Below are 14,191 nucleotides of genomic sequence, written 5' to 3' on the forward strand. Positions count from 1 at the left end.
CGGCAAGTCGGTGGTGCTGATCGACCACGCGTCCAAGCTGGCCGAGAAGATCCGCATCTCCGGCGGCGGCCGTTGCAACTTCACCAACATCGGCGCGACGCCGCAGAATTTCCTCTCGCAAAATCCCCATTTCTGCAAAAGCGCCTTGTCGCGCTACACGCCGCAGGACTTCCTCGCGCTGGTCAAACGCTACCAGATCAGCTTCCATGAGAAGCACAAGGGGCAATTGTTCTGCAGCGACTCGTCCGAAGAAATCATCGCCATGCTCAAGGCGGAGTGCGATTCCGGCCACGTCGAGTGGCGCATGCCGTGCGGCGTGGCCTCGGTGGGCAAGGACGGCGAGTTGTTCCGGCTGGAGACCGATTCCGGCGAAATCCTGGCGCGCCACGTGGTGATCGCCACGGGCGGCCTGTCGATTCCCAAGATCGGCGCCACCGACTTTGCCTATCGCATCGCCAAGCAGTTCGAGGTCCAGCTGGTCGAGACGCGTCCGGGCCTGGTGCCGCTGACTTTCGACGGCGCCGGCTGGCAGCCTTTCGTCGATCTGGCCGGCATCGCGCTGGAAGTCGAGGTCGAGACCGGCGTCAAGAAAGAGCGCGGCTATTTCCTCGAAGACCTGTTGTTTACCCATCGCGGCTTGTCCGGCCCGGCAATCCTGCAGATTTCCAGTTTCTGGCAGCAAGGCGCGTCGCTGACGCTGAACCTGCTGCCGCAGATCGACGTCGCCGACACTCTCATCGAAGGCAAGACCACGCTCAAGAAGAATCTCGGCAACCTGCTGGGGCAATGGCTGCCGGCGCGGCTGGCCGACGGCCTGCTCAAAGCCAACGGATTCGACGGCACGGCGCGCATCGCCGACATGCCGGACAAGCAATTGCGCCAGGTGGGTGAAGCGCTCAATCGCTGGACCATCAAGCCGAACGGCTCGGAGGGCTACCGCAAGGCCGAAGTCACCATGGGCGGTATCGATACGCGCGAGCTGTCGCAGCAGAGCATGATGGTCAACAAGGTGCCGGGCCTGCATTTCATCGGCGAGGCGGTCGACGTGACCGGCTGGCTGGGCGGCTACAACTTCCAGTGGGCCTGGGCGTCGGGCGTGGCGGCGGGGCAGGCTATTGAATAGAGGGAGTGTATGTTTCCGGCACGCATCCCAAATCGTTGATTTATTTGGATTTTTTGCCGCTCGGTTGGAAAAAAGCCACGGTAAAGCTTCCATTTGCCGCTTCGGTCTGCTAAAATCGCGTTCTTTCCGTATCCAACCTAACCTCTTTGGTTTGAATCTACATGACCACTATTCGTCTTAAAGAAAACGAGCCGTTCGAAGTCGCCATGCGCCGCTTCAAGCGCACTATTGAAAAAACCGGTCTGTTGACCGAGTTGCGCGCGCGCGAGTTTTACGAAAAGCCGACAGCAGAACGCAAGCGCAAGCTGGCAGCTGCAGTGAAGCGTCACTACAAGCGCATCCGCAGCCAGCAACTGCCTAAGAAGCTGTACTAAGAAATTCCCGTCGCGCCGCCTCGTTGCGAGGTGTGCGCGACCACGTTAAACCCGCTCTGGTACACGCCACAGCGGGTTTTCGCATTCGTAGGCCGTCGCTAAGCTACTGCGCGAACCGGCATGCGGTCTGCGGCGCTCATCGTACATTCGTACGATTCCGCTCCTCGATCCACATGTCGGTCCTGCTCGCTACGCTTATCGACGGCCTACGTGGTCTCATATAAGTCCTTTGCGACGCACTTCAGCGACCGGGATTTGAGGCTTGTGCTAGATTGAATCAATCGCTTATCTCTGGAGAATGCAATGGGTCTGAAAGAGCAAATCACCGAAGACATGAAGGCGGCGATGCGCGCCAAAGAGGCGACCAGGCTGGGTACGATTCGCCTGATCACCGCGGCGATGAAGCAAAAGGAAGTCGACGAGCGCGTTGAGCTCGACGATGCGATGGTGCTGGCGATCATCGACAAGATGGTCAAGCAGCGCAAGGATTCCATCAGCCAGTTCGAAGCCGGCGGTCGCCAGGATCTGGCCGACATCGAGAAGGCCGAACTGGCCATTCTGACCGCGTACATGCCTGCCGGCCTGTCCGATGACGAGATCAAGGCTGAAGTGCAAGCCGCCGTGGCCGCCACCGGCGCCGCCGGTCCGCAAGACATGGGCAAGGTCATGGGCGTGCTGAAGCCGAAGCTGGCCGGTCGCGCCGACATGACCGCCGTGTCCGCTTTGGTCAAGGCTGCCTTGGCCGCTGCCTGAATCTTGTCGGGACGCTGACTCCTTGTGATTCCACAGTCGTTCATTCAGGATTTGCTCAACCGCGTCGATATAGTCGATGTGGTTGGCAAGTACGTGCAGCTCAAAAAGGGCGGCGCCAACTTCATGGGCTTGTGCCCGTTCCATAACGAAAAATCGCCAAGCTTCACGGTCAGTCCGACCAAGCAGTTCTATCACTGCTTCGGCTGCGGCGCGCATGGAACGGCCATCAGTTTCCTGATCGAATATTCCGGCATGGGCTTCGTCGAAGCCGTCAAGGACCTGGCCCAGAACGTCGGCATGGTGGTTCCCGAGCGCGAAGACAGCATCCCCCTGGCGCAGCGCCAGGAGAAGCAGGCCAAGAGCATGGCCCTGTCGGACGTGATGACGCGCGCCAACGATTTCTACCGTCACCAGCTGCGCAGCGCCCAGCCGGCCATCGCCTATCTCAAGGGGCGCGGGCTGACCGGCGAGATCGCCGCCCGCTTCGGGCTGGGCTATTCGCCCGACGAGTGGGATAGCCTGCGCCAGGTTTTCCCCGACTACGACAACGAAGCCCTGGTCGAGTCTGGCCTGGTGATCGACAAGAGCGACGAGGACGGCGGCCAGCGCATGGGGCGCAAGCGTTACGACCGCTTCCGCCATCGCGTCATGTTTCCGATCCGCAATACCAAGGGCCAGGTCATCGGTTTCGGCGGCCGCGTCATGGACGGCGGCGAACCGAAGTACTTGAACTCCCCGGAAACGCCGCTATTTCAAAAGGGTAGCGAGCTGTACGGTTTGTTCGAGGCGCGCCAGGCGATCCGCGAAGCGGGCTATGTGCTGGTGACCGAAGGCTACATGGATGTAGTGGCGCTGGCGCAGCTGGGTTTCCCGCAGGCAGTGGCGACGCTGGGTACGGCATGCACGCCGATCCACGTGCAGAAATTATTGCGTCAGACCGACGAGGTGGTGTTCAGCTTCGACGGCGACTCGGCCGGACGACGGCGCGCGCTGGACGCGTGCCTGATCCATGCCTCGGACAACAAGATCATCAAGTTCCTGTTCCTGCCGAAGGAGCACGATCCGGACAGCTACGTGCGCGAAAAAGGCGCCGAAGCGTTCGAGCAGCAAATTAAAGAAGCGATGCCGCTGTCGCAGTTCCTGATCAAGGAAGTGGTCGGCGACAACGATATGACCACGCCGGAAGGCCGCGCCCGCGCGCAGTTCGACGCCAAGCCGATGTTGCAGGCATTGCCGCCGTCGTCCTTGCGTCTGCAGATCGTGCGCAGCCTGGCGCAGGTCACGCAGACCACGCCGGCTGAAATCGAGGCGTTGTTCGAATTGTCCAGGCCGGTGGTGCAGGCAAGTACGCGCCGGCCGCCGCCGCGCAGCAAGCGCATGGCGCCGGTCGGGCTGGAACGTCAGATCGTGCGGCTGCTGGTGGCGCATCCGGCCTTGGCGAGCGACCTGGACAACGACACCCTGATGGTGGTCGGTCACCATGCGCCCGATCATGCGCAGATGGTGACGCAACTGGTTGAAGCCTGCCGCAGCATGGGCGAGCAGGCCAATTTCGCGACGCTGGTCGAACTGCTGCGCGACGGCGGGGCGGATTTTGAAAGCCTGATCGCCGAAATCGCGGCCGAGACCGAGGCGGAATCCGAATTCGATGTCGTCCGGCAAGAAATGGCCGGTGCGGTGCGCCAGATGAAAATGCGCCAGGTCGAGGATGAAATGAAGCAGTTGTCGATTGCCGGCCTGAGGAATGAAATCGCCCAAAGCCGCTACCGGGAATTGATGCAGAGGAAGGAACATCTGAAACGTCTCACGGGAGCCGATTTCGGATGATTTTGAGAGGTGTTGAGGGACGATCGGGGCTGGATGTTACGCAGGATTGCCTTGATCTCCGGGAAAAACACCCTATATATGTTATAATCCAAGGCTTTAATTCCGCGGCGAAACATAACTCGTGATGCGGCAAAGATTCATTGAACCATCGGTCCATAGAGCGAATGAAGGCAAATAAGCCATCGCATTGGACAAGAAATGCAGGGGACGAAAGATTTAGGAACGTTGCGCGGGCAAATCGTATCCAAGTGATATGAGATGCAGGAAAAGCATGGTTTGAATGGCGCAATGAGTTTGACTCACTTGGCTTTGATTCTATGGCAGATGCAATGAAGAAAACCGCAAAAACTCCGACACCTTCCGCTAAAAACACCAAGCCGGCCGTCAAGCCGGCAAGCAAGTCGACCCCTGTATCACGATCGGTCCCGAAGAAAACAGCTGCTGCAAAGCCTACCGGCAAAGCAACGGCGACGGCAGTAAGGGCAACAAGCTCGCCAGCGAAAGCTGCATCGACAGCCTCGGCGAAAAAATCCAGTGCCAAACCTGCTTCTACGGCGGTTCGCGCTGCAGTGCCGGTAGTCGCCAAAGCGACGACCAAAGCGGCTGCAACGCCAACGAAGAAGAACTTATCTCAAGCCAGCATCAAGCCGGCTTCTGTGCAATCGAAAGCTTCTGTGACAACCAAGAAACCTGAACCGAAAACCGCCAAGCCTGCAGCCAAAGCAGCAGTCAAGAGCGAAGTCAAAGACGTCAGCGTCATGATCGCGCCTGGCGTAAGCCAGACGACCGACGCCGCCGCACTGGCCGCCATCGATACGTCCGGCTACATTTTGCCGTCCGTCAAGGTGCCGGGCCGCCGTGGCCGCAAGCCGAAGGAATTCCAGCCGGAGAACGACGAAATCGCCGCACTGAATGCGGTTGAGCGCGCCGAACTCAAGGCCGTCGACAAAGCCAAGGCCAAGGATCGCAAAGCCAAGGAAAAGGCGCTGCTGAAAGACGCCTTCTCGTCCGACACCGAAGCCACCGAAGAAGAACTCGAGCGTCGCCGCCAAAAGCTCAAGACCCTGATCAAGCAGGGTAAGGAGCGCGGCTACCTCACCTTCTCCGAAATCAACGATCACCTGCCGGAAAACATCGTCGATCCGGAAGCCATCGAAGGCATCATCGGCACGTTCAATGACATGGGCATCTCCGTGTACGAACACGCGCCTGATGCTGAAACATTGCTGCTCTCCGACAACGTCGCCAACGTCGCCAGCGACGACGACGCTGAAGCTGCGGCCGAAGCTGCGCTGTCGACCGTCGACTCCGATTTCGGTCGCACCACCGACCCGGTCCGCATGTACATGCGCGAAATGGGCTCGGTCGAACTGCTGACCCGCGAAGGCGAAATCGAAATCGCCAAGCGCATCGAAGACGGCCTGAAGGACATGATCCAGGCGATCTCCGCTTGCCCGACCACGATCGCTGAAATCCTGGTCGCCGCCGACAAGATCTCGAAAGACGAAATCAAGGTCGACGAAATCGTCGACGGCCTGGTGGACATGAGCGAAGGCGAAGTCGTTGTCGCCGCCGCTTCGGATGAAGAAGACGAAGAGGACGACGAAGAAGACGGCGAGGAAGAGGAAGAAGAAGGCGAAAGCAGCAACACCGGCGGCGCCGCAGGTTTCTCCGCCGAGCAGTTGGAACAGCTCAAGCGCGATGCGCTGGGCAAGTTCGCCACCATCTCGACCCAGTTCGACAACATGCGCAAGGCCTTCGAAAAAGAAGGCTACAACTCCAAGCCGTACGTCAAGGCGCAGGAAATCATTTCCAACGAGTTGCTCGGCATCCGCTTCACCGCCAAGGTCGTTGAAAAACTGTGCGACACGCTGCGTGCGCAAGTCGACGAAGTGCGCCAGATCGAGCGTCAGATCCTCGACGTCGCCGTCAACAAGTGCAACATGCCGCGCGCGCATTTCATCAAGGTTTTCCCGGGCAACGAAAGCAACCTGGACTGGGTTGATGGCGAAGTCAACGGCAACCACGCCTACAGCGTCGTGCTGGCGCGTAACGTACCGGCCATCAAGGAACTGCAACAGAAGCTGATCGACCTGCAAGCGCGCGTCGTGCTGCCATTGCCTGACCTGCGCGGCATCAACAAGAAGATGGGCGCCGGCGAGAAGAAGGCGCGCATGGCCAAGCGTGAAATGACCGAGGCCAACCTGCGTCTCGTGATCTCGATCGCCAAGAAGTACACCAACCGCGGCCTGCAATTCCTTGATCTGATCCAGGAAGGCAACATCGGCCTGATGAAGGCCGTGGACAAGTTCGAATACCGTCGCGGCTACAAGTTCTCGACCTATGCGACATGGTGGATTCGCCAGGCAATTACACGTTCGATCGCCGACCAGGCACGCACCATCCGTATCCCGGTGCACATGATCGAAACCATCAACAAGATGAACCGCATCTCGCGTCAGATCCTGCAGGAAACCGGTGCAGAACCTGACCCGGCGACGCTGGCCATCAAGATGGAAATGCCGGAAGACAAGATCCGCAAGATCATGAAGATCGCCAAGGAGCCGATCTCCATGGAAACGCCGATCGGCGACGACGACGATTCGCACCTGGGCGACTTCATCGAAGACAACAACACATTGGCCCCGGCCGATGCGGCGTTGCACGCTTCGATGCGCGGCGTGGTCAAGGACATCCTCGATTCCCTGACGCCACGCGAAGCCAAGGTGCTGCGCATGCGTTTCGGCATCGAAATGTCGACCGACCACACGCTGGAAGAAGTCGGCAAGCAATTCGACGTCACGCGCGAGCGCATTCGTCAAATAGAGGCAAAAGCGCTGCGCAAGCTGCGCCATCCGTCGCGCTCCGACAAGCTGAAGAGCTTCCTGGAAGGTAACTAAGTCAGACCGGGACTTCGGTCCCGGCCAGACTCAGGCCCCCTAGCTCATGCTTGGTTAGAGCAGCGGACTCATAATCCGTTGGTGCCGTGTTCGACTCACGGGGGGGCCACCAAAAAACTCTGAGTAATCAGGAAAAACGCCACTCTGAAGAGTGGCGTTTTTGTTTCTCCGGTTGAAACCAAGTCTGAGCATCTTATGCAGGGTTACGCACTTCGCTTTTACCGCCCACATTGCTCTTGGTACTATAGTCAACGCCAAAACGTTCCATGTAATCGCGCATCAATTGTCGAATGACTTGGGATGGGGTCAAATCTTGGCTGAAGCACAGCTCTTCAAATGCCTTTTTCTTGATCGGGTCGACGAGTACCGTCAGTCGAGCGGTTTTATTTTCCATGATAGTCCCTGATGTGAATGATGAAAATTATAATCAAATTACAATAAAAATCTTTGAAAAATTTGATCAGTCGTGCCGCTGATGTGACTTGCAGCATCATTTCGCAACCGAATGGATGCCCGCACTGCTTCACTACTTTTTTGTGTCGCCATTTTCGACCAGCATGAGGGCGCTTAAAGGAGTCGTCCCTGACATGGTATTGAATTCCGCCTTTGTCTTGCCTTGCCCGGTCTGGAAACGTTCGGCCAACCCCTCGAACCCCAACTTGTAGAGATGATCCAGTACCACGGCCTGTTTCTGCAGGTCTGAGAGGGCTGCATCCTGGTTGCCGTGTAATGCGCACACTACGCGATTTAAGCTGGCAGTTGCAGTACTCCACCAGAGTCGCGAGTCAAACGCCGACCAGAGTCGTTCCATCGATGAGGCCAGATCTTCGTCATCGCCCCAAAAATTGGAGACGAGGATGCCATTTTCAGACAGCGCTGCCCGGCAGGTGGTGTAAAAAGCAGTGGTGTTTAATGCTGGCACCAAACCATTTGCGTCGAAACCATCGTGCAAAATGACGTCCACTTTCGCTTCCATTGTTGCAATGTAGTCTTTCGCATCGGTGTGCAGCACCACGAAACGTTCACTGTCGGGGGGAACTGCAAAGTCCTCGCGCAATGCGATCACATCTTCATCAATTTCCAATACGGTGATGTTCGTATCCGGAAACATGCGATGGCAATATTTAGCCAAGGACCCGCCTCCCAAACCGATCATCAATATTGACCTCGGCTGGGGATTGAACAGCAAGAAAATCATCATGCCGCGTGTGTAACTGAGGAGAAGTTCGTCCGGATCACTCAGCCGCATGGCGCTTTGAATGAATCGGGCATCAAAATGCAGTGTACGCATGTCGTCACTGTCAAAAAAAAATGGTTTTCCTTTGCTGGCCAGATAAGCCTCCTCAAATGCACTGGCTTTTTTCTGAAAACTCTTGAGTAATGTATGTTTCATTTTCTTCAACTTCAACGGTAGACAAGGACATGCAATAAAAATCAGACCAGCACTTGGCGCGTCGCGGAAAAAAACTCGTGGATCTTTTTTTCGATGCCAGGTGCAATCATTACTTCCGGTTTGCAGCCATTAGGGCACGCTAACGATGGTGTCGTTCCAAACAGGCGGCAAATAAGCGGGCGGTCATCATAGACCTGGCAACCATCGTTGCCCAGATGAGGGCAACTCAGATTTTCCAATGCAGTAGCGTGTTCCTTCGTTGTTTTAACCGGTAGCCGTGACATTTCTTCTGGCGAGGTTGTCACGGGGCCGCAACAATCAACGCATCCAGGTTTGCAAACGAAAGTGGGAATATGACGGCGAAAGAATTTTATTTTTTGGATGTTGGTTGTCATGAGTACTTCGCTGTGTTTGGGGCGATTACGAAAACTGATTCAGACCGCTGAAAATATCAGCATGCCGTTTTTCTCATAGGCCGTTGGTGCATCACCGACTCGAGCTGACGTTGCTGCAAGATGCTTTGTAGCACTTGGCATAGATCCACCGTATGCCCGCCAACGATTTCTTTTAAGCGTCTGATAAGCGTCTTATTGGATGTTTGAAGCGCGGTTCCCTTGCAGGCGAAAACAACTTGGTTCATGGAATCGAAAACAGGAATGACGATCACGGCATTGTCGAAACTGCGCCGAATGCGATCCACATACACCTGGCCGACATAGTCAATATCGATCAGATTGACGACCATAATGCCCCCGTCATCAAGCATCTGGTATGCGTTGTCGTAAAAGTCCTGACTGCACAATTGAGCAGGTTGGCCGACACGGTCAAAACCATCGACGATCAACACGTCGTATTTTTCTTTATGTCTTTTGACGAAATCAGCGCCATCCACGCATTGGACGGACAAGCGGTCATCGTCCTGCGGAATCAGAAAATGGTCACGCAAAGCGATTACGTCGCTATTATTTTCGAGCACCGTAATCAACGAGTTGGGAAGATGCTGATGACAGTACTTTGGTAAAGAACCTCCACCGAGCCCGATCATCGCAATTGACACGGGATCTTGATGGAAAAATAGAAATCCCATCATCGTTTGTGTATAGCCGAGTGCCAGGCGAAATGGCGCTTGCATATCCATTTCACTATGTACCGATAGCATATTGAAATGCAAATAAGCCGATTGGCCGTTGGAATAAATGAATGGCTTTCCATCTGCTGATGTGGACATCAGATCATCGAATCGATCGACCACCATCGGTATAAATTCTTCCGAAACAGGCGGATCTGCGTCTTCGAGCAACGCCTGTAGATAAAAACGGACGCGCTTGGGTAACAGCCGCAACGAGCGCGTGGATTTCCCTAGCAAGAAATTATTGGCCGTAATGTCTGCTCGTTTTGACGAATATATTGACGCTTCAGATGGATATTTTTTGTATTTAATCATGACCATTGCATTGTAATGTAAAACAAATATTAGAATAATTATATTGCAATGAAATGCATCTTTTTCAGGCTCTTGCTTCCTTAAGCGTGAGGCGATTTTGCAGAGCATCTGAGCCAGTATTGCGCGGTTTAAGCATGTTGTTGCGTGTCAGTCAGCCGGGCGGGGCAAGCTGAGAGAAGGTTGTGGGTGGTATGGAAAATGCGCCGGCGGCGTTCATTGGTTTGCCGGAAGGGCGCAATCGGCAAGATGGTAGTGCGCGTGTCTGACTGATTGCCTGGCGTAGCGCAACTTCGTTTTCCCGCTCTATATATAGAAGGCCTGGCAGTTTGCCGGGCCTTGGCTTTTTGCGCTGTCGGGAGAAGCGCGGGATGGCGTCTTTCATTGCCATCAGGCACCACTCCCTCTTTGTCCCGAAAATCATTCGGTCCGGAAAGATGAAGTTCGCATCAGCAATATATTCAAACTCAAAAATGTAGTTTACTTGTAACATTAGTACACATATTCTCCATTTCAGAGGCTATCAAGTGTTGTAATTCGCAATAAATCTATTGAATCTATGTAGTTACGGTAAAAAACCGTGGAAATTAATTTTTTAATGTGTAGAATTAAATAAAATTTTTAGTAAAACTACATGAAATGTAGAGAGGCAAAAAGAAGCGTAGCCGTCACATGGATGCGTGGAAATAATGCCCATAAAAAAGAATTCGAGTGCAATGCTCGAAAAATAGTGGAAGTCCCCACAAGCATATTTAGGAGATGAAATGAAAAAAGCATCAAAGGTCGCATTCATTGCGAAGCCGCTCGCTATTGCTGCCGTCATGGCCGGCGCATGCGCAAGCGCTCAGGCTCAGACTAACGTCACCGTCTACGGTCGTATCGACGCCGGCATCAATTACCAAAGCAACCAGGCTGGTGCCAATGGCAGCCGTGGCAGCAAATGGGGCATCGACGGCAATGAGTGGGGCACCAGCATGTTCGGCTTCAAGGGTACTGAAGATTTGGGCGGCGGTTTGAAGGCGATCTTCACTATTGAAAGCGGCTTCGACGCTTCAAATGGTTCGGTCAATAGCTCATCTTCCAATCCTGGCATATTGTGGTCACGTCGTTCCTTCGTCGGCCTGAGCGGTTCGGCCGGTACCCTGAAGGTTGGTAAAGACCTGGCGATCCAAAGCGATCCGATCTGGGCGCTGGACCCGACCGGTCAGCAAGCGCTGAGTACAGCGACGCTGGTCAAGGAACGCAACTGGCCGCAAACCAACAACATGGTCAGCTATGAATCGCCAAACTTCGGCGGCTTCACGGCAACCGTGATGCACGGCTTCGGCGAAGCAGCAGGTTCGTTCACCAAGGGTGTGCCGACAGCGACAGGCGTGGTTTCCAACAACGGCAGCCGCGACGGTATTTCGCTGGCCTATGTCCAACCGACCTATGAACTGCGCGCCATCTATGACGTGCAACGCGACACCAACGGTCAATACTCGACACTGTTCAACTCTTCCAAAGAGCTGACACTGGGCGGCACCCTGACCATCGACAAGCTGAAACTGTTCGCCGGTTATGAAAACCTGCGTGCAAATTCCGTAGCGACAGGTAATCCTGATCGCGCCAATCACTACTGGTTGGGTGCCAACTACCAGATCACCCCAGCTCTGACACTGATCGGTGCTGCTTATCACGTGAACGTTAACGCTGGCGTCGGCAGCGCGAACCTGTTCGTCCTGGGCGGTAACTACAGCCTGTCCAAGCGCACTCTGCTGTACGCAACCGTCGGTACCGTTCGCAACGGCGCCAACTCCGACTTCTCGGTCGAGTACGGTGGCGGCGGTATCAAGGGTCAAAACCAGCAGGCGTTCTACACTGGTATCAGCCACTCGTTCTGATGCAAGACAAGCCCGGGGTCGTGTGATCCCGGCACCGTCCTCGCGGGCGTGATTCCATCGTTAATAGTCGCGATGGAATCATCCCGCGCAGGTCTGCAGCAAACGTGCTGTACTTTAGTCGGGCGGCACACGTAACGCAGAGTAATCGTAGGTGTAGTGACATCCTGAGGAACTCCCCCTCTTGGCCCGTTCGATGTTGAACGGGCTTTTTTATTGTCTGCGCGGACGGCGCTTCAGAATCCATCCGGCGACGCCAAGAAGAGCAAGAAAGAAGCAAAGAACGCGACAAAGAAAAACCGGCAAGCCTTGCAGGCCTTGCCGGTTTATTTTTATGTGGAGGGCCGGCGCCGCACAGGCAGCCCGCCTTCCTGTCTCCGCCGCTTACTTGGTATGTGAGATCAGATTGGGTTTGTTGCCCTCGTCGCCGTGCTTTTCCACCGGATGATCGTCGGCTGCCGAGACCTTGTCGCCGAGGACGTCGTGCGTCGACGCGATGTGGGCCAGGATGCCGCGCTTGGCTTGGCGCTGCAGCTCCGCGAACGGGCTTGAGCGGTTCAGCGACACGCCTACCGCCAGCACGTCCACCAGCAGCAGCAGCAGAATGCGCGACACCATCGGGATGTGCATCATGCTGCCTTCATCGTGCTCGACCGCCAGCGTGTAGTCGGCGCGCTTGGCCAGTTGCGAATTGCTCGGCGCCAGCGCGATGATGGTGGCGCCGGAGTTCACCGCAACTTCGACCGTGGTGGCCAGATGACGCAGGCGGCCCGAGTTGGAGATGATGACCGCGACGTCGGTGTTCTTCAGCAGCGAGGCCGAGACTTCCTGCAATTGCGGATCGGTGTAGGCGGTCGATGGGATGCCGAGGCGGAAGAATTTCTGTTGCGCGTCTTCCGCCACCAAGCCGCAGCTGCCGAAGCCGTAGAACTCCACGCGCGTGGCATGGCTCAGCACTTCGATGACCTTGCTCAGCGTGTCCGCGTTGAGGCTGTCGCGCACTTCCATCATGGCGGCGATGGTGTTGTCGACCACTTTCACGCCGACGTCGAGCGCCGAGTCGCCGATATGCACCTGGCTGTGCGCGACCGGCACGGTGCCGGTGACGCCCGAGGCGAGTTTCAGTTTGAAATCGGCCAGGCCCTGGCAGCCCATGGTGCGGCAGAAGCGGATCACGGTCGGCTGGCTGACGTTGGCGCGGCGGGCGATTTCCGAAATCGGCTCGCTCATGACCGCACGCGGATGCGCCAGGATCAAGCCGGCCACGCGTTCTTCGGCCGGCGAGAATTGCGAGCGCGCCTTGCGGATGCGTTCCAGGAAAGGCACGGCATTGCCGCCGCCCAGGCGTTCGGCCAGAATCGCGGCGACGCCGACAAAAGCCGGGTAGGGCGCGGTGATGACGTAGGTCGGGATCTTTTGCATGTAGGCGTCGAAACGCCCCTTGCTTTCAAAGCGCGCGCGGAAGGCCGAACGTGCGAAGTAGTCGCCCAGATGCGGCACCACGCCGCCGCCGATGTAGATGCCGCCCAGCGTGCCGAGCGTGACCGCGACATTGGAAGCCAGCGTGCCGAGCATGCCGCAGAAGACGTCGACCACTTCCAGGCACAGCGCATCTTTCTGATTCAGCGCGCGGTCGACGATTTGCGGCGCCGTCAGTTCTTCGGCGTTCCTGATCTTGTTGATCTCGCACAAGGCGCTGTAAATCATTTCCAGACCGGGCCCGGAGATCAGGCGTTCGGCCGAGACGTGCTTGTAGGTGCGCCAGCAATATTGCAGGATTGCCGCTTCCTTTTCGTCGGCCGGCGAGAACGACACGTGGCCGCCCTCGCTGCCCAGCGCGATCCAGCGGCCTTCGCTCGGGATCAGGCCGCCCACGCCGAGACCGGTGCCGGCGCCGACCAGGCCGATCACGCCGCCTTCGAGTCCCTGGCCGCCGCCGATCTGCACGCAATGCGATTGCTCCAGATGCGGCAACGCCATCGACAGCGCGGTGAAATCGTTGACCACCAGCAGCGTATCGAGACCGAGCAGCTTGCGCGTCTCTTCAATCGAAAACGCCCAATGGTGATTGGTCATCTTGATCTGGTCGCCCTGCACCGGATTGGCGATCGCGATGGCGGCATGGTGGATGGCGGGGTGTTCGTTGGTTTCCAGGTAAGCCCTGGCCGCCTGCGAAAACTCCGCATAGTCGGCGCAACGCAAGGTCTGGATCGTATCTATCTGTCCGGGAGCACGTTCCAGCGCGAAGCGCGCATTGGTGCCGCCGATGTCTGCCAACAAACGCGGACCATCCATGAAGGTGTTCGACGCGTTGTAGCTGCCATGTATAAGCGATGCTGAAGACATGTAGTAAAACTTTCCGAAAAAAAACTGTTATGCGTATCGGTGAGGCTGTGCGCGGGCGTACTCTGCGATGCTTTTATTTTTGGTGGGCGTATATTAGCTCGCTTTGCGCAAATCCGTGGCCGTCACCGGTCTTCTGGCCAGTGCGCGCCGGCGC

General features: G+C 56.5%; 13 protein-coding genes and 1 tRNA gene. 7 read left to right on the forward strand and 7 right to left on the reverse strand.

What is annotated here, in order from left to right; genetic code table 11:
• The 4 genes from HLUSI_RS0125175 to dnaG form a co-directional block, all read left to right on the forward strand.
• A partial coding sequence (locus tag HLUSI_RS0125175; RefSeq protein WP_016836567.1) for a BaiN/RdsA family NAD(P)/FAD-dependent oxidoreductase occupies nt 1-1,123 on the forward strand: 1,123 nt, incomplete at its 5' end.
• A gap of 161 nt (nt 1,124-1,284) precedes the next feature.
• A complete protein-coding gene (gene rpsU, locus HLUSI_RS0125180; protein ID WP_005665410.1) occupies nt 1,285-1,497 on the forward strand; it encodes a 30S ribosomal protein S21 in 213 nt (70 codons plus the stop codon).
• 303 nt (nt 1,498-1,800) lie between these two features.
• A complete protein-coding gene (locus HLUSI_RS0125185) occupies nt 1,801-2,250 on the forward strand; it encodes a GatB/YqeY domain-containing protein (RefSeq protein ID WP_016836568.1) in 450 nt (149 codons plus the stop codon).
• 24 nt (nt 2,251-2,274) lie between these two features.
• Nucleotides 2,275-4,077 (forward strand): DNA primase, encoded by a 1,803-nt coding sequence (gene dnaG, locus HLUSI_RS0125190; protein WP_016836569.1) that lies wholly within the window; start codon nt 2,275-2,277, stop codon nt 4,075-4,077.
• Here dnaG and HLUSI_RS34550 read toward each other — a convergent pair.
• Nucleotides 4,055-4,663, reverse strand: coding sequence for a hypothetical protein (locus tag HLUSI_RS34550; protein ID WP_238534081.1), 609 nt, complete (start codon nt 4,661-4,663; stop codon nt 4,055-4,057). The two genes, dnaG and HLUSI_RS34550, sit on opposite strands and share 23 nt — an antisense overlap.
• Before the next feature lie 88 nt (nt 4,664-4,751).
• On the opposite strand from HLUSI_RS34550, the gene rpoD reads away from it, so the two are divergent.
• Both rpoD and HLUSI_RS0125200 read left to right on the forward strand, forming a co-directional pair.
• On the forward strand, nt 4,752-6,977 hold the full coding sequence (rpoD, locus tag HLUSI_RS0125195) for an RNA polymerase sigma factor RpoD (protein ID WP_016836570.1): 2,226 nt from the start codon (nt 4,752-4,754) through the stop codon (nt 6,975-6,977).
• A 33-nt stretch (nt 6,978-7,010) separates the two neighbouring features.
• A tRNA-Ile gene (locus HLUSI_RS0125200) sits at nt 7,011-7,089 on the forward strand.
• Between the two features lie 81 nt (nt 7,090-7,170).
• On the opposite strand, the gene HLUSI_RS32115 is transcribed toward HLUSI_RS0125200, so the two are convergent.
• From HLUSI_RS32115 to HLUSI_RS0125220, 5 genes are all read right to left on the reverse strand, one after another.
• Entirely contained in the window at nt 7,171-7,371 is a 201-nt protein-coding gene (locus HLUSI_RS32115; protein ID WP_016836571.1) for a hypothetical protein, read from the reverse strand.
• Nucleotides 7,372-7,503: 132 nt separating this feature from the next.
• Nucleotides 7,504-8,370, reverse strand: a complete 867-nt coding sequence (locus tag HLUSI_RS0125210; protein ID WP_157138015.1) for a fused MFS/spermidine synthase — start codon at nt 8,368-8,370, stop codon at nt 7,504-7,506.
• A 41-nt stretch (nt 8,371-8,411) separates the two neighbouring features.
• Nucleotides 8,412-8,765 (reverse strand): YkgJ family cysteine cluster protein, encoded by a 354-nt coding sequence (locus HLUSI_RS32120; RefSeq protein ID WP_083831049.1) that lies wholly within the window; start codon nt 8,763-8,765, stop codon nt 8,412-8,414.
• Between the two features lie 56 nt (nt 8,766-8,821).
• Nucleotides 8,822-9,814, reverse strand: a complete 993-nt coding sequence (locus tag HLUSI_RS0125215; RefSeq protein ID WP_157138016.1) for a fused MFS/spermidine synthase — start codon at nt 9,812-9,814, stop codon at nt 8,822-8,824.
• A 151-nt stretch (nt 9,815-9,965) separates the two neighbouring features.
• Entirely contained in the window at nt 9,966-10,304 is a 339-nt protein-coding gene (locus HLUSI_RS0125220; RefSeq protein WP_016836574.1) for a hypothetical protein, read from the reverse strand.
• A gap of 271 nt (nt 10,305-10,575) precedes the next feature.
• Between HLUSI_RS0125220 and HLUSI_RS0125225 the strand changes: the two genes are divergently transcribed.
• Nucleotides 10,576-11,694, forward strand: coding sequence for a porin (locus HLUSI_RS0125225; RefSeq protein WP_016836575.1), 1,119 nt, complete (start codon nt 10,576-10,578; stop codon nt 11,692-11,694).
• 381 nt (nt 11,695-12,075) lie between these two features.
• On the opposite strand, the gene HLUSI_RS0125230 is transcribed toward HLUSI_RS0125225, so the two are convergent.
• A complete protein-coding gene (locus tag HLUSI_RS0125230) occupies nt 12,076-14,037 on the reverse strand; it encodes a glucokinase (RefSeq protein WP_029364018.1) in 1,962 nt (653 codons plus the stop codon).
• Nucleotides 14,038-14,191 lie beyond the last annotated feature (154 nt).

Origin of the sequence: Herbaspirillum lusitanum P6-12 (assembly GCF_000256565.1) — a bacterium.
GTDB lineage: Bacteria > Pseudomonadota > Gammaproteobacteria > Burkholderiales > Burkholderiaceae_D > Herbaspirillum > Herbaspirillum lusitanum.

What these genes read in the sequence shown, in the direction of transcription:
- rpsU (WP_005665410.1), top strand. Translation starts at nt 1,285, where the DNA reads ATGACCACTATTCGTCTTAAAGAAAACGAGCCGTTCGAAGTCGCCATG.
- HLUSI_RS0125185 (WP_016836568.1), top strand. Translation starts at nt 1,801, where the DNA reads ATGGGTCTGAAAGAGCAAATCACCGAAGACATGAAGGCGGCGATGCGC.
- HLUSI_RS32115 (WP_016836571.1), bottom strand. Translation starts at nt 7,371, where the DNA reads ATGGAAAATAAAACCGCTCGACTGACGGTACTCGTCGACCCGATCAAG.
- HLUSI_RS0125210 (WP_157138015.1), bottom strand. Translation starts at nt 8,370, where the DNA reads ATGAAACATACATTACTCAAGAGTTTTCAGAAAAAAGCCAGTGCATTT.
- HLUSI_RS32120 (WP_083831049.1), bottom strand. Translation starts at nt 8,765, where the DNA reads ATGACAACCAACATCCAAAAAATAAAATTCTTTCGCCGTCATATTCCC.
- HLUSI_RS0125215 (WP_157138016.1), bottom strand. Translation starts at nt 9,814, where the DNA reads ATGATTAAATACAAAAAATATCCATCTGAAGCGTCAATATATTCGTCA.
- HLUSI_RS0125220 (WP_016836574.1), bottom strand. Translation starts at nt 10,304, where the DNA reads ATGTTACAAGTAAACTACATTTTTGAGTTTGAATATATTGCTGATGCG.
- HLUSI_RS0125225 (WP_016836575.1), top strand. Translation starts at nt 10,576, where the DNA reads ATGAAAAAAGCATCAAAGGTCGCATTCATTGCGAAGCCGCTCGCTATT.
- HLUSI_RS0125230 (WP_029364018.1), bottom strand. Translation starts at nt 14,037, where the DNA reads ATGTCTTCAGCATCGCTTATACATGGCAGCTACAACGCGTCGAACACC.